Here is a 15,361-nt window from a genome sequence, read left to right on the forward strand (position 1 = left end):
CTACACTCAGCTTCTATGCCGCTGACCGGAGGCCGGACCCTGAGCGGGCGCTACCTGCTGCACGAACCCATCGGCGAGGGCGGCAGCGCACAGGTGTTCCGGGCCACCGATCTTCACCTGGGGCGCGACGTGGCCCTCAAGGCGCTGCACGAACACGTGCATTTCCTCGACCGCGAACGCTTTTTGCGCGAGGTCCGCATTCTGGCGCGGCTCTCACATCCCGGCGTGGTGGCGATTCACGACCTGGGCCAGGACGACGGGCGCGACTTTTTTACCATGCCGCTGCTGACCGGTGGGCCCATCAGTTCGCTGGGGCCGCTGGAAGACGCGCCGCAGAGCCTGGAGCGCTTTCTCGACGCCGCCGCCTTCGTGTCGGGGGCGCTGGGTCACATCCACAAGGAGGGGCTGATTCACCGTGATCTGACGCCCGGCAACGTGCTGCTGGGCGAGGACGGCCTGCCGCGCATCATGGATTTCGGGCTGGTGTCGATGAGTGAGCACACCCGCCATCTGACCCGCAGCGGGGTCACGCTCGGCACACCGCAGTACATGGCCCCCGAACAGGCACGCAGCAGCGGGGTGGGACCCAGCAGCGACCTTTACGCGCTGGGCGCGGTGCTCTACCGGGTGGCCTGCGGCTCGCCGCCGTTCGTCGGCGACAACGACCAGAGCGTCTTGTTTCAGCACGTCTACGAACAGGTCCCCGATCCGCGCGACCTCAATCCGGCGGTTCCTGACCACGTGGCCGAGATCCTGCTGCACCTGCTGGCCAAGAGGCCCGAGCAGCGCCCACCCACTGCCCAGGCGTTGGCTGATTTGTGGGTGCAGGCCAGAACCGACGCCCGCGCCGGGGCCGCCGCCCAGTACCGGGGTGGGCGCACCCGCAGCGGCGCGCAGGCCAGCGGCCCGGCCTGGCCCGCCCAGTTGCGCGCCCGCTGGACGGCGGCGCTCCCCGGCGAGGTCACCTGGCCCTCGGCGGTGGTGGCGCACGGGGGCCTGCTGGCCGTCGGCACCCGCAGCGGCCACCTGGCGCTCATCAGCAGCAGCGGCGACCTGCACGCGACCCTTCCGGCAGGCGACGAGGTGACGGCCCCAGCCACCTTGACCGGCGACAGCGTCATCTACGGCGCGTGGGACGGCGCGCTGCGGCGCTCGGGCGTGGACGGCGTGGCCCAGTGGACCCATCAGACCCGCGCCGAGCTGACCGGTGCGCCGACCCTGTGGGGCGAGCGGGTGCTGGTCACCTCGCGCGACGGGCACCTGCACGCCGTCAATGCCAAGAGCGGCGAACTGGCCTGGGCTTACCGCACCGACGGGCCGATTGCCGCCTCGCCGCTGATCTGGGGTGGGGCCGCCCTCATCGCCGACGAGAACGGCTGGCTGCATGCCCTGGACGCAGCCAGCGGCACCCAGCTCTGGAAAGTCGAGGTGGGGGTCACGCACGCCACCCCCGCGCTGATCCCGCTGGGCAACGGCATGAAGCGGCGCGGCGAGGCGGCCCTGATCATCGCCACCTGGAAAGGCGAGGTCCACGCCCTGCACCTTCACATCAAGTCCGGGCGGGCCAGCCTCGCGCCGGAAGCGGTGCTGTGGAGCTACGACCTGGAAGACGAGGTGTGGGCCGCGCCCGCCGTGCAGGGCAGTACGGTGGTGGTGGCCGGGTGGGGCGGACAGGTGCGGGCGCTAAGTCTGGAGGGCGGCGACGACGTGTGGGCGCACCGACTGGAGGGCCGGGTGACCGCCAGTCCCGTCATCAGCGGGGCGCACGTCTACCTGGCGTCCGAGGTGGGCGAACTGTGCGCGCTGAACCTGCACACGGGCCGGGTCGTCTGGCAGCAGCGTGAGAGCGGCGGCGTGCAGGCCACCCCGCTGGCCGACGGCGGCAGCCTTTACGTCGCCTTCATGGACGGCACCCTGCGGGCTTACCGCTGAGTGACTCACATCCAAGCGGCCCTGAAGCGCGTATATCTGAATGTAAGGTCGCGAAGAAGCCGCAAGCTGGCGCTGATCCATTCAGCCGCTCCATTCTTTCATCTGGAACCAAGCGGCCCCGCTTAGACTCTAACGAGACGGAGGAAACACCTGATGCCCAATTTAGGAATGCCCGAAATTCTATTGATCCTGGTGGCCGCCCTGCTGGTGTTCGGCCCCAAGAAACTCCCCGACCTGGGCCGCAGCCTCGGCAACGGCATCCGCGAGTTCCGTAAGGGCACCCAGGGCCTCAAGGACGAGCTGGAAGGCAGCTTCAAGGAAGAGAGCACCCCGGTGGTCGCAGCCGCCAACGCCCAGACCATTCTGGCCCCCGCCGCGCCCGCTGCCGTCGTGAACGCAGCAGCACCGGTCGCTGAGCCTGTGGCCGCGCCCGTCAACCTGCACAAGGAAGGCGAAGCGCACCAGGCGTAAGCGTTCAATTTTCATCCGAAACACCAAAGAAGGGGCCAGCCAGATCGGCACGGCCTCTTCTTTGACTGCCCGCCTCTTACTTCACCGTGAACGGCAAGCTGTAGAGCGTCGGATTGGGGCTGGCCTGCTCGCTGGAGTAACGCAGCTCGTACTCGCCCGGCTGATCCGGCAGGCTCAGGCTGCCGGGATTGCCGTCACGGGTATAGAAGTACTTGGTGTAGGTGCCCACCGGATCGCCCTTCTTGACGATGGTCACGTAGTCGCCGGGGTTGTTCGGGCCGGTCCATTTGATCTGCACACTGCCGCCGTGCGGGCCGCTGGCAGGCGCTTCGAGCTTGTAACTGCTGGCGGTCAGGGTCAGGGGCCGGGTAAACAGAGTCGGGTTGGGCGAGGTGCCTTCGGTCGAGTAGCGCAGCTCGTACTCGCCGGGCACAAGTGGCGTCTGGAGGCTGCCTGGGTTGGCGTCACGGGTGTAGAAGTACTGGGTATACGTTCCGACGGGCGCACCCTTGGGCACGATGGTCACGTAGTTGCCGGGATTGTTGGGCCCGGTCCAGATGACCCTGACTTTGCTTCCAGCAGCAGCGCTGGCTGGCGCGTCCAGACTGTATGTATCGTTGGTCTTCTGGGTGGTCAGGGTAATGGGCAAGCTGGCCAGGGTCGGATTGGGACTGATGTCCTCGGTGGAGTAACGCAGCTCGTATTGACCCGGTTCGGCAGGCAATTGAAGACTGCCAGGATTCCCGTCGCGGGTATAGAAGTAGGTGGTATACGTCCCCACTGGCGCACCACTCTTGACAATGGTGACGTACTCTCCAGCGTTGTTTGGCCCCGTCCACTTGACGGGAAGCGCAACGCCCACGCTCGCCGTTTTCGGAGCCTCCAGAGCGTAGCTCCCCGCCTTGACCGTGATGGAGCGGCTCGCCATCGTCCGGGCCGAGTTGTCGCTGGAGTATCTGAGTTCGTAGTCGCCCGGCGTGAGCGGCACGTCGAGTTTGCCGGGATTGGCGTCTTTGGTGTAGAAGTACGAGGTGTAGGTGCCCTCGGCGGCCCCCTTGGGCACGATGGTCACGTAGTCGCGGTCGTTGTTGGGGCCTGTCCAGCTCACCTGAATCTGGCCGCCGCCGACAGCGCTGGCCGGGCCGTCCAGGCTGACCGACGTCCGCCGGGGCGTAAACGGTGCGCTGCGACCCACCACCCGCGTGCTGCCGTCGGGGTTGGCGAGCAGGTAGCGGGCCTCATACTCAATTTCTTCGTCCGGCACCGTGAGTTGCAAGCTGCCCGACGCGCCCGTCACGTACTGGTAATCGAGGTAGGCATTGTCAGGGTCGGTCTTCTGAGCGATGGTGACCCAGTTGCGCGTGCCCGCCGGGGCCGCCGAGAAGTTGACCGTCACCTTGCCGCCCGCCACCGGGGGCACGGGAGAGACGTCGAGCCTGACGGCCCCCACCTTGCCGACCTCGAAGGTGAAGGTGTTGGGCGAGCCAACCGCCACGCTTAGGCCGCCGAACTGCTGCGTGCCCGACTCGGCGCTCTCGACCTGGGCCGAGTAGACACCCGGCATCAGCGATCCGCCGTAGCTGCCGCCGCTGGCCGCGAGCGCGGTGACCGGGCCGCCCAGGGCCGCCTGGAAGCTGACTTTGGCCCCCAGCGTGAGCGGTACACCACCGGACGTCAGCTTGACCGTCACCGGCAGCAGCGCCGACACCGGCTTGACAACCTGCTGGGTGGCGCGGCCCAAAGCTGAGGCGAGCTGCGCGCCCGACTGCACGTTCTCAAAGGTGCCGATGCCCGTGAAGCTCTTGCGGGCCGCGTCGCTCAGATCGATGCCGATAATCCGCAGATCGACCTCGATGCCGCGCTGCTTGAAGGCGTCGAGCACACTGCTGAGCTTGCCACTGCAGGACTCCTGGCCGTCGGTGACCAGCACGATCAGTTTCTTGCTGGCGTCGTTGGGAAAGTCGAGCGCCGCCTGCTGAAGCGAGTAGGCGATCGGGGTGGCTCCCCTGGGCCGGGTCTGGGCGACCTGGGCTTGCAGGGCCGCCCGGTTGACGCCCTGCATCGGCAGCACCAGCGCCGAGTCGGTGCAGGCCGCCGCGCCGGAGGCCACCTGCGCGCCGTAGATTCGCAGCCCCACATTCAGGCCGGGGTCGTCCGGCAGGCCAGCGATAAAGCTCTGCAACACGTCCTTGGCCACGTTGATGCGGCTCTGGCCGTCCGGCAGGCGACTGAACATGCTGCCCGAGGCGTCCAGAATGAGCTGAACCGAGGTGCTGGCCTGGGCCTGCGCCAACCCCAACGTGAGTGCGCCAAGGGCCAGAGAAACAAGGAAGCATGAGCGCATGGGCAAACCTCCGAAGACAGACAGGGTGAAAGCGGAGTGCGGCGGACAAAACAGCTTGGGAGCGAAGTTAATGACCACCTTAACACTTCCAGAGTTTGGTGAGGAGCCGTGCTGTACGCGATACTGGCCGGATGCTCTCCCGGTCCGCTTCTGCTCAAGCTCTCAGCCCTTCACGGCTCCCGGTCTCTGTGCAGGGCGCACTGCTGCCCAGCAGCTTGCTGCGCTGGCTGGAGCAGACCGGGCAGCGCCTGAACGACGCGGACAATGCTGAGCGTCAGACGCTGGTGTTCGTGCTGCGGCTGCACCCGCACCGTCGGGGCCGCTCGGTGCTGGCCGTGCAGGTGCGACGGGCGGTGCGCGAGGGTACGGACTACCGGCTGGGCAGCGTCTTCAAGTTGCCCTACGCCCTCAGGTACGACCTCTCCGGCAGCGCCCGTGATTTGCCGATCTATGCCCGGCGCGACCACGCCGCCCTGCGCCTACTGGCCAGCAGCGCCGTGAGCGGTTTGATCGGCAGCGAGGAAGCGCTGTTTCTGGACGATACGCCATTGGGCAGCGTCATTCTGGACACGTTGCTGGCCAGCGGGCGGCTCTTGTGGGAAGAGGGTCTGCACATCCTCACGCCTGGCCCGGCGCTGACCGACACGCTCGGCTGGCAATTCGACAGCGAAGGCGTGCAGCGGCCCGTGCAGCAGCTTCCGGCAGGCGCGCAGGTGCTGCCGCTGGAGCCGCCCTGGTACCGCCGCGAGCAGCAGTTGGGCCGCATCGTCACCTCGCTGCCCGCCGAGCTGGAAAGTGCCTTTCTGAGCAGTCCCCCGGTTGCCGCCCAGGAAGCCGGGGCGCTGGGAGCAGCCATCCGCGAGCGCCTCGGCAATCAGTGGCCCGCACCACGCCCGGTGGAGATCCGCCCGGCGGCGCAGCCTTACCGGGCCGTGCTGAGGCTGGGCTACCGTCCGCTCGCCGCCCAGCGCAAGCACGCCTACGGCCCGATGCCGAGCAAGCAGCCGCAGGGAGTGGCCGAACTGCTGCACCTCTACGGCGATGTGCCCTGGCAAGTGGCCCGGCCCCGTTTCGAGCTGCGCGAGGACGGCAGCGGCAGGCTGACCGTCTCGGCCCGCGACCTGGCAGCCGAGCGCCGCTCCGCCCTGGCCCTGACCCGCGCCGGGCTGAAGAAGCTGGGCAAGTTGCTGCCGCCCAACCAGAAGCTGCTGTTCAGCGCCGACGCGGGCGTGCTGGGCCTGGCCAGCGAAGCCGAGTGGCTCGGCTTCATGCGCGAACAGATGCCCCTGCTGGAAGAGAAGGGCATCCGGGTGGAGATCCTGCCCGGGTTTCCCTACCACCTGGCCGAGATCGAGGATTGGTACGGCGAGACCGAGCAAGACGGCGGCTGGTTCACGCTCGATCTGGGCGTCATCGTGGGCGGCGAGCGCTTGAGTCTGCTGCCGATTCTGGTGGATCTGATCGCCACCCGCAGCGACCTGCTCAGCAGCGAGGCCCTCTCGGCGCTCCCCGACGATGAACTGCTGTTCGCGGCCCTACCGGATGGCCGGAGGTTGCCGCTCCCAGCTGGCCGGGTCAAGGCCATTCTGGGGGTACTGGTCGAGCTGAATCTTCGCGAGTTGCCGCCGGGGCCGCTGCGGCTGCCGCTGCTCGACGCAGCAAGGCTCTCGCAGCTCGAAGAGGCGCTCAGAGGGCGCTGGGTCGGCGCGGAGCAGCTCCTGGCCCTCGGGCGGCGGCTGCGCGACTTCTCCGGCATCGCGCCGGTTGATGCACCTGCTGGCCTGCAAGCCGAGCTGCGACCTTACCAGCTCCAGGGCCTCGCCTGGCTGCAATTTCTGCGCGAGTACGACCTGGGCGGCATCCTGGCCGACGACATGGGGCTGGGCAAGACCATTCAAACGTTGGCCCACCTCCTCACCGAGAAGGCAGCGGGGCGCGCCGACCGCCCCAGCCTGGTCGTCGCGCCGACCTCGGTGCTGGGCAACTGGCGCAGCGAGGCCGCCCGCTTTGCGCCTCAGCTGAGGGTGCTGACCCTGCACGGCCCGCAGCGCAAGGCCGACTTTGAGCGCATTCCCGACTTCGATTTGGTGCTGAGCACTTACCCGCTGCTGCCGCGCGACGTGGACGCCCTGGGCCAGCACGAGTACCACCTGATCATTCTGGACGAGGCGCAAAACATCAAGAATGCCCGCACGGCGGCGACCAAGGCAGCGGGCAGTCTGAAGGCGCGTCACCGCCTGTGTCTGACCGGCACGCCGCTGGAAAACCACCTGGGCGAGCTGTGGTCGCAGTTCAACTTCCTGATGCCAGGCCTGCTCTACTCCGAGAAGGTCTTCGGGCAGCTCTACCGCACGCCCGTCGAGAAGCAAGGCGACCTTGCCCGCCGCGCCGCGCTGGCCGCCCGCGTCAGGCCCTTTCTCCTGAGGCGCGAGAAGAGCGAGGTGGCCCGCGAACTGCCGCCCAAAACCGAGATTCCGGTGCGCCTCTCGCTGGAAAACGACCAGCGCGACCTCTACGAGACCGTGCGGGTGACCATGCAGGAAAAGGTGCGCGAGGAACTCGCCGCGCGCGGCCTCTCGCGCAGCACCATCGCCGTGCTGGACGCGCTGCTCAAGCTGCGCCAAGCCGTCACCGACCCCAGGCTGGTCAAGCTCGACGCGGCGGGCAAGGTCAGGAGCAATGCCAAACTCGACTGGCTGCGGGCCAATTTGCCGCAGATGGTGGAGGAAGGCCGCCGGGTGCTGATCTTCAGCGCCTTTGCCAGCTTGCTGGGCCTGCTGGAAGACACCCTGACCGAGCTGAGCATCCCCTACGCCAAGCTGACCGGGCAGACCAAGAACCGCACCGCGCAGATCGAGTCGTTTCAGGGCGGCGAGAAAGCGGTGTTTTTGATCAGCCTCAAGGCGGGCGGGGTGGGCCTGAACCTGACGGCGGCCGACACAGTCATCCACTACGACCCCTGGTGGAACCCGGCGGCCGAAAACCAGGCCACCGACCGGGCCTACCGCATCGGGCAGGACAAGCCCGTGTTCGTGTACAAGCTGATTGCGGCGGGCAGCGTCGAGGAGCGCATCCTGGAGATGCAGTCGCGCAAGGCCGCGCTCTCGCAGGGCATCCTCGGCGCGGGCCTGAGCGACGCGGGGCAGCTCAGCACCAGGGACCTCGACAACCTGTTCGCCCCGCTGCAAGACGCGGATGGAGTCGAGGAGGATTCGCCGGAGTGAGCAGCGCCTCACCCGAGGTCCTGGCGACAGTGAAGTGGGGCCTACCCTGAATGGGGATCGACACCCCGTAGACTCCTCGGCATGACCCAGACCGCTCCCCCACCCACCCGCGCCCAGGCACCCGAGCAGGTCCGCGCGTTTTTCGACGCCCACCGCACCGTGCGCCAGTACCAGCCATTCGACATGCCCGCCGATCACCTGGACACCATTCTGTACGCCGCCCAGCGCGCACCCACCGACGCCACCGCCCAGCTCTACTCGTTCGTGCGGCTGACCGGCGACACCAAAGCAAAAGTGGCCGAACTGACCACCAATGTCCACATCGCCTCGGCTTCCGAGAGCTTCGTGATTTGCTCGGACACCCGGCGGGTACGCCAATTGATCGAGGTGGCCGGATACACGCCGGGGAAGTCGCCCGCCATCGACATTCACTTCGGCATCGGGGACGCGGTGCTGGCGGGCCAGAACATGCTGACCGCCGCCGAGATGCTGGGCTACCAGGGCTGCTGGATCGGCGGGGTGATGAACAACCTGGCCGAGATCGTGGCGCTGCTGAAGCTACCAGAAAGAGTCTTGCCGTTTGCCGCACTGACGATTGGCCTGAGCGCCGAGGACACCCCGCACCGCCCCCGACTGCCGCGCAAGCTGGTCATTCACGAAAATATCTACCACGACGGTACGGCGGGCGAACTCGAAGCCGCCACCGAGCAGATGAACCCGATCGCCGCAAGGCCCGGCAAAGAAGGCGACTGGGCCAGGCTGCTCAACGCCTACTTTGGCGAGGGCGGCAGCATGGAGAAACGCGAGGTGGCGCTGCGAGACGTATTGAAGGCGCAGAAGCTGTGGGCCAGGGAGTAAGCCAGACCTTCGCGATGAACTGAACTGGTGAGCATCTTTCCGCTCAGAGACGCGGCGGTGCACCGCCTTTCTCGGCAGCAACCCAACACTCAGGTCAGAGGCGCTAGCTTAAGCGAGTGACCCATTCCGACTACGACCTGATCACCCTGGCCGCCCGCTCCGGCGAGGAAGCCCGCCCCAACGCCTCCACGCCGCTGGCCGAACCGATCTACCAGTCGACGGTCTACGCTTATCCCGATCTGGACGCGCTGGAAGAGAGCATGAGCGGCCAGAAACCCAGCAGCTTCTACTACCGCAACGGCACACCCAACGCGGGCACGCTGGAGCGGGCGCTGGCCATTCTGGAGAACACCGAGGCCGCGCTGGTGGCAGGCAGCGGCATGGCGGCCATTTCGGCAGCGCTGCTGGGCGTGCTCAAAGCGGGCGACCACATCATCACCGACGCGCGCGTGTACGGGGTCAGCTACGCGCTGCTACAAGAGGAATTTCCGCGTCTGGGTATCGAAACCAGCTTCGTGGACGCCTGCAACCTTGACGAGGTGCAGGCCGCCATCAAGGCCAACACCAAGGTCATTCACGTGGAAAGCCTGACCAACCCGCTGCTGACGGTACCGGACGTGCCCGCGCTGGCTGAACTCGCCCACCGCCACGGCGCGGTGCTGAGCGTGGACAATACCTTCGCCAGCCCCGCCGTTTTTCGGCCCGCCGATCACGGCGCCGATCTGGTGACGCACTCGGTCAGCAAGTACCTCAGCGGCCACAGCACGGCTTTCGGCGGCGTCGCCTGCGGGCGGGCCGATCTGATTGCCCTGGCCCGCACCCGGCTGCTGCGGCTGGGCGGCACCATCAGCGCCTTCGACGCCTGGATGACCATGCAGGGCCTCAAAACCCTGGGCCTTCGGATGCGGGCGCACTCCGGCAACGCCCAGGCGGTGGCCGATGTGCTGGCCAACCACCCACGTGTCAGCCGGGTCTACCATCCGGGCCTGAGCAGCCACCCGCAGTTCGTGCGCGCTGCCGAACTCTTCCCACACGGCTTCGGCGGCATGCTCAGCGCCGACATCGACGACGCGCCGGGCTTCGTCAAGGCACTGGCCGGGAAAATTCCGCTGGCTCCCAGCCTGGCCGACGTGCAGAGCACCCTGTCGTGGCCCTGGGGCACCTCGCACCGGGCGCTGAGCGAGGCCGAGCGCCGCCGATTGGGCATCACGCCGGGCCTACTGCGCATCTCGATCGGCATCGAGGACGTGAACGACATTCTGAGCGACATCGAGGGCGCGCTGGGGTAGGCAGTTTTTGGAACCGGCGCGGCCAAGTCGCTTACCCGTCACTCTCCCTGCCCGGCAGCCGCACCGTAAACTCGGCCCCGCCCTGCGGATGGTTGCGCGCCTCGATCTGCCCGCCCTGCGCTTCGGTAAGGGCGCGGGCAATCGCCAGACCCAGGCCGCTGCTGCGCTGACCGGCAGGGTCACGGCTGCGGCTGGCGTCGGCACGGAAGAAGCGCTCGAAGGCGCGAGAGAGATCATCGGGACGGAACCCGGGGCCGTGATCGCGGACTTGCAGCACCGCCCACTGGCCTTCTTGCCGGGAGCTGAGCATGACCTCACCCGGCGCGGCGTAGCGCAGCGCGTTGCCAATCAGGTTGTGTAGCACCTGGGTCAGCCGGTCCGGGTCGGCGTGAACCGGCACCGGCTGGGGCGCGTCGAGCGCGAGCCGCACGCCGACCTCCCCGGCCTGGCGCGCAAACGAAACGATGACTGACCGCAGCAGTTCGGCGGCGTCGAGCGTGACCAAGTGAAAATCCATTGCGCCGCTCTCAGCCAGGCTAAGGGTGCGCAGATCGGTGACCAGCCGGGCCAGCAGCAGCACCTCACCGTGCAGCCGGGCGAGTCCGGCGTCGTCGGCCCGGTTCACGCCGTCTTGCATCGCCTCGATTTCGGATCTGAGCACCGCGAGCGGGGTGCGCAAATCGTGGGCGATGTCGGCCATCAGGCTTCTGCGCCAGGCTTCCTGACGGGCCAGGCCGACAGTCAGGGTGTTGAAGGTCAGGGTAAGGTCGCGCACCTCGTCCAAGCGGCGCGGCACCGGCAGTTGCACGCCCCGCTCGCCCGCTTCCAGCCGCAGCGCCGCGTCGGCCAGCCGTGAGAGGGGCCGGGTGATCTGGCGGGTAACGGTGGCCGCCGCGATAAAGGCGACCACGAAGCTGATCAGCGCTGCCGTCAGGGCGCTGCGGCGCAACTCGGCTCCCGCCGCCCGGCCTATCTCGCGCCAGCGCCGCGCATCGGTGGTTTCCTGCGGACTGAGCGGGGCCGGGTCGGTGTCGCCCTTCTGGAAATCGAAAGTGCGCGGTAAGGCGGGCAGACCGCTCAGCCCGAGTTCGGGCGCGACCTTGTTGATGGTCCGCACCGCCGCGCCCACCGTCAGCACCGAGGTCAGGATCACGGCGAACAGCGCCAGCAGGGCGAACACCCGGGTCAAACGCCCCCGCAGGCCTACATTCCGGCGTTTGCCCTGACGAAGTCGCTGCTGCCACCCGGCAGCCTGCTCGTCTCTGAACCACTGCTCCAGCCGCTGCCTGCGCCGGGCGGCATCCGGGCGGCGGGCCATCAGCTCTTCAGCCGGTAGCCGACGCCGCGCACCGTGTCCAGATGCTCGCCGCAAGGGCCGAGCTTGCGCCGCAGGTTCTTGACGTGGGCGTCCACAGTGCGTTCGTCGGTGCCGCGCTCCAGGCCCCCCAGCGCCGCCAGCAGTTCCGCGCGCGACCTGACCGCACCCGCCGCCTGGGCCAGCGCCGCGAGCAGACGCAACTCGGCCACCGTCAGGTCCAAGATCTGCTCGCCGCAGCGGGCCTCAAAGGCGGCGGTGTCGATGGTCAGCGCGCCGACGTGCAGGGTGCCGGAAGTGGGCGCGGCATGCTGGCTGCGGCGCAGCACCGCCCGCACGCGCGCCACCACCTCGCGCGGGCTGTAGGGCTTGACCACGTAGTCGTCGGCCCCGATCCCCAGGCCGACGAGCCGGTCCACCTCCTCGTCACGAGCCGTCAGCATGATGATCGGCAAGGCGGACTCGGCCCGCACCCGCCGCGCCACTTCCAGGCCGTCCAGCCCCGGCAGCATCAGATCGAGGAGCATCAGCGCCGGACGCGCCGCCCGCCACAGTTCCAGCGCGCGCGGCCCGGTCATGGCCCGCTCGACGTGGTAACCCTCGCGGCGCAGGTACTGCTCCAGGATGTCGCCGAGGCGAACCTCGTCTTCTACGATCAGAATAGTGACGGACATGCTCGCCTCAGTATGGGGGCCAGGGGTGGACCATGAACAAAAAACGCGCCCAAGCACGCCGGGCGCGTCTCACACATCAGATGATGTCCGGCGGAGTGTCTTTGCCGATGTTGACGCGGCCTGGCCCATGCTCGCCGGTCAGCGCTTTCACGAGGGCCTGGTACTCGTCGGCGTTGATCTCACCTCTGGCGTAGCGCTCACGGGCAATGCCCAGCGCACCGTCATTCATGAAGCGCTGCCGCCCGCGCCTGAAGTTCTCGCGGATGTCGTCCACGAAGTCGGGAGCCGCGTGGGGGTCCTGGGGCGTGGCCGGGCCGCCCGCCATCTGCCAGCGCTGCATCATCCGGCGGCGCTTGTTGCGGCCACGGAAGAAGAGAAACCCGCCGATCAGCAGTAGCGGCAGCAGGAAGCCGGGGCCGCCGTGGTGCCCCTGGTATTCGCCGTAACCGGGGCCGTAGCCGGAAGGCGTCTGGGTGAGGGGCGCGTACTGCACCTGGGGCTGAGCGAACTGGGGCTGGCTGGCTGGGTTGTTGATGATAACGTCCATGTTGGGTTCTCCTGTGGCGGCGGGAAAATCGGTCCCCGCCTTGCCTGAATACAAGCTAGTTCCAGGGGCATGAACGGCGCGGGGAGGGCGTGTGAACGGCGTGTGAACGCGGCGGGCACGAAGAGCAAAAAAACCCACCGCTACGGTAAGGGGTTTTCGCTGTGCTGGACGTGGTGCACTCGACTGGAATCGAACCAGTGGCCTGCCCCTTAGGAGGACGTATCAGCCCTTCTAAGCGCTTCTAAGACATTCTGCCCGGATTCTCTTCTCGGCGTCTAGCACAGCATCTTTTCTCTTTTAGCTTCCATGAGCTTCTGGTAGCTTCTGCCCACTTCTAAGGGAAATCCGCGCCCCGTTACGCCAAAGCTACGCCAAAACTAGCGGATGGTTTTTGCCGACGTAGACGGTAGAAACTGGCAGAAGTAAACTGATAAACTCAGTTGTGCCGGACTCGTGGAAAGAAGCTGAAGACCTAGACCGCAAAGCGGGCCATATCCCCACTAACACGGGAAAAGCTTTTGAACTGCGCTCACCGGGCCAAGTAAGGGCTAGCTTTGAGTTTCAATTCATGCGGGCTATTTCTGAAGCTATGCCGGAAGTGTGGCGCGATCTTCAAGTGGAAACAAACGGACTACCCCTTCCCGCCGCTGTTCGTGCATGGCAAGAGCGCTGGAACCTGACCGCGCCATTTTGCGAACGTTACGCCCTCGCCACTCTAAACTTTTGGCACAAGCACGGCCAAGAGCTAGAAGCTCAAAGCCACAGCATGAGGCCAGTAATGAGCCTGGGCAGCGTTTACACAGACCCTAGACCCTATCTAGAACGCTATCCCACTGACAGAAAGAAGCTGAAACGGACTGCTGAGCTTCGCAGGTTTCACGGCTGGCAAGAGCCTAAAGCTCTGAATCCGAACGCGCTTCGCTGGCTGGTGCTGTACCAGTGCGGCAGCTTGACGGCTAAGGCCATTTCAGAGCAAGACGAAGGGTACCTAAGCAGTTATGACACTGTGAAAAAGGCGCTAGAGCGTGCCGCCTCAGTGCTGGGCTTGCCCTTACGAAGTGGCAAACGAGGATATGCACCCCGGAAAACTTAATTTACCGCTCACAGTGAACTGTCCTCTTTTTTCGTGCTGCGTTCGTCCAAGATCACGGCATGACACAAAATCAGATTCTGATAGGCGTTCAAAACATTAGGCGGGAGTTTTCTTTAGGGCGGGACTTGGCTACCCGGCTGGCTGAACTGTTGCCGCATGTGATAGCGGGTCGGGTCGGTACAGGCCCAAAGCGGTTAGTTCACCGGGCTGACTTTGAAAGGGTTATGGCCCACGCTGCATCTGAAAATGTGAACCTCTGGGAACTGGCAAGACGTGAGGACGCCCGCGAAGTGCTTCTATCATGGCTTGAGCCTCGGACGGTGAACTAAAGTGCCGCGCCTGACAAGGGGCGCGGCTGCTAACGACACCGCCACTTTAGCCTTAGCTCTTACAACCCTTCAAGCCCTGCCCGCCTGCTGGGTGAAGCCGTGAGATGGGCGCTTTACAACTTAAGAAGCGGCTGCCCTATCAATCACTCTCGCCCAAGTATCGCCGCGCCGACATTTACCGCCGTGAGCTTCTGGCTACCCTGCCAGCCAGTCGCTACCCGCTGCTTAGAGCTTACATCGCACTTCACGGCTTCCTGCCCGACATTGCAGCAGATACTCCAAAGAAGCGTCTCAGAGCAGCCAAAGCGACCATTCAGCGTATTCGCTGGCTTGCTAGCCAGTATGGAAGCCTGAGCATGTGGACGCTGGATTTATCGGAGCTGGATAACCTAGACCTCTACTCAGTCGTTCTAGCGGCTGAAGCACATGCGACTGTGCGCGGCTGGCTGGCTACGGCTTGCCTTATGGGAACCTGGACAGTCGAAAGGGGGAGGGACGGGCGAACACACGCTCACGTGGTCACGTCCTCAGCCGCTATAAAAGGCGCTGGCATCAGGCGAACAGATGTTTACGACCTTGACGATTTTGATTATTTGGCCAAACCAGGAGATGCCCGCCTGACCCGCTTCCTGCCCGAAGATTTAGCCCTTTGGGGGCTTGACGCTTTGCAAAGAATGAAGCTTGACGGCCTCGAAACTTACCTCACTGCCCGCGCTGGTATCGGCTTGGGCAGGCGTCTCCCTCGCCTCCGTAGTGACTACGTGTTACGCAGCCCTAAAACTCTGCCAGTAAACGAGTCAGTTAAAGAGTCAGGAACCGACAAGGCCAGGTCAGCCGTTCACTCGTTTTTGACCTCACGTCGGGGTGTGACCATCACCCACTCACAGCTAGTCCAACTGGCAGCGGAAAGCGGCAACATCAAAGACAGGGCAGCGCTTCAAGCCGTGAGGGGCGTGCTTAAAGTGCTGGAAAGCGATATTCAGGAGGCGCGGCAACTAGGCAGGGGGAAACCCCGCACTTATACCTATCTTCCAGAGCAAGGCGGGCAGCGTGCTTCCTGACGGCGTTCCTTCCTTGCTGAAGCTGAATCAAGCCGCGCAAGTGCTGAACCTTGCAGAACGGACGGTGAAGGGCTGGCTAGAGCGCGGCGTGCTGCCCTACGTTCAGCCGTCAGGACGAAAAGGCGCTCGACTTATCCCGTCCGCTGATCTGGCGGACTTCGCGGCCCGCTTTGGCCTTGCGCTGGATTGGGAACGCGCTCTGTAATCGGCTCAAGCGGCTCGAA

The 15,361-nt window shown here is 65.8% G+C and carries 12 protein-coding genes; 8 read left to right on the plus strand and 4 right to left on the minus strand.

Translation table 11 applies throughout. The features are described 5' to 3' along the window. Nucleotides 1-15 precede the first annotated feature (15 nt). Both GUI70_RS04705 and tatA read left to right on the plus strand, forming a co-directional pair. Nucleotides 16-1,932, plus strand: coding sequence for a protein kinase domain-containing protein (locus tag GUI70_RS04705; protein ID WP_161881152.1), 1,917 nt, complete (start codon nucleotides 16-18; stop codon nucleotides 1,930-1,932). 153 nt (nucleotides 1,933-2,085) lie between these two features. Then, nucleotides 2,086-2,403, plus strand: a complete 318-nt coding sequence (tatA, locus tag GUI70_RS04710; RefSeq protein WP_161881153.1) for a twin-arginine translocase TatA/TatE family subunit — start codon at nucleotides 2,086-2,088, stop codon at nucleotides 2,401-2,403. Between the two features lie 76 nt (nucleotides 2,404-2,479). On the opposite strand, the gene GUI70_RS04715 is transcribed toward tatA, so the two are convergent. Beyond that, nucleotides 2,480-4,747 carry a VWA domain-containing protein gene (locus tag GUI70_RS04715; RefSeq protein WP_161881154.1) on the minus strand — a complete coding sequence of 756 codons (2,268 nt, stop codon included), beginning with the start codon at nucleotides 4,745-4,747 and terminating at the stop codon, nucleotides 2,480-2,482. 131 nt (nucleotides 4,748-4,878) lie between these two features. Here GUI70_RS04715 and GUI70_RS04720 point away from each other — a divergent pair, with 131 nt between their 5' ends. The 3 genes from GUI70_RS04720 (at nucleotide 4,879) to GUI70_RS04730 (ending at nucleotide 10,118) form a co-directional block, all read left to right on the plus strand. Then, the gene (locus GUI70_RS04720) at nucleotides 4,879-7,971 is read left to right on the plus strand and encodes a DEAD/DEAH box helicase (protein WP_161881155.1); all 3,093 of its coding nucleotides are present in this window, start codon (nucleotides 4,879-4,881) and stop codon (nucleotides 7,969-7,971) included. An 81-nt stretch (nucleotides 7,972-8,052) separates the two neighbouring features. Beyond that, on the plus strand, nucleotides 8,053-8,829 hold the full coding sequence (locus tag GUI70_RS04725) for a nitroreductase family protein (protein WP_161881156.1): 777 nt from the start codon (nucleotides 8,053-8,055) through the stop codon (nucleotides 8,827-8,829). A gap of 116 nt (nucleotides 8,830-8,945) precedes the next feature. Beyond that, a complete protein-coding gene (locus tag GUI70_RS04730; protein ID WP_161881157.1) occupies nucleotides 8,946-10,118 on the plus strand; it encodes a trans-sulfuration enzyme family protein in 1,173 nt (390 codons plus the stop codon). Nucleotides 10,119-10,149: 31 nt separating this feature from the next. Here GUI70_RS04730 and GUI70_RS04735 read toward each other — a convergent pair whose 3' ends face one another. The 3 genes from GUI70_RS04735 to GUI70_RS04745 form a co-directional block, all read right to left on the minus strand. Then, nucleotides 10,150-11,436 carry a sensor histidine kinase gene (locus tag GUI70_RS04735; protein WP_161881158.1) on the minus strand — a complete coding sequence of 429 codons (1,287 nt, stop codon included), beginning with the start codon at nucleotides 11,434-11,436 and terminating at the stop codon, nucleotides 10,150-10,152. Further along, nucleotides 11,436-12,107: a response regulator transcription factor gene (locus tag GUI70_RS04740; RefSeq protein ID WP_161881159.1), complete on the minus strand. Its 672-nt coding sequence runs from the start codon at nucleotides 12,105-12,107 to the stop codon at nucleotides 11,436-11,438. Before GUI70_RS04740 ends, GUI70_RS04735 begins: the two co-directional genes overlap by 1 nt. Nucleotides 12,108-12,183: 76 nt before the next feature. Next, on the minus strand, nucleotides 12,184-12,654 hold the full coding sequence (locus GUI70_RS04745; RefSeq protein WP_161881160.1) for an SHOCT domain-containing protein: 471 nt from the start codon (nucleotides 12,652-12,654) through the stop codon (nucleotides 12,184-12,186). A gap of 442 nt (nucleotides 12,655-13,096) precedes the next feature. Here GUI70_RS04745 and GUI70_RS04750 point away from each other — a divergent pair, with 442 nt between their 5' ends. From GUI70_RS04750 to GUI70_RS04760, 3 genes are all read left to right on the plus strand, one after another. Continuing rightward, nucleotides 13,097-13,747, plus strand: a complete 651-nt coding sequence (locus GUI70_RS04750) for a hypothetical protein (RefSeq protein ID WP_161881161.1) — start codon at nucleotides 13,097-13,099, stop codon at nucleotides 13,745-13,747. 433 nt (nucleotides 13,748-14,180) lie between these two features. Continuing rightward, nucleotides 14,181-15,137 (plus strand): hypothetical protein, encoded by a 957-nt coding sequence (locus tag GUI70_RS04755; protein WP_161881162.1) that lies wholly within the window; start codon nucleotides 14,181-14,183, stop codon nucleotides 15,135-15,137. Then, nucleotides 15,127-15,342, plus strand: a complete 216-nt coding sequence (locus GUI70_RS04760) for a helix-turn-helix domain-containing protein (protein WP_161881163.1) — start codon at nucleotides 15,127-15,129, stop codon at nucleotides 15,340-15,342. The genes GUI70_RS04755 and GUI70_RS04760 overlap by 11 nt, the downstream gene beginning before the upstream one ends. The last annotated feature ends 19 nt before the right edge of the window (nucleotides 15,343-15,361 follow it).

This window comes from Deinococcus alpinitundrae (assembly GCF_009982895.1).
GTDB lineage: Bacteria > Deinococcota > Deinococci > Deinococcales > Deinococcaceae > Deinococcus > Deinococcus alpinitundrae.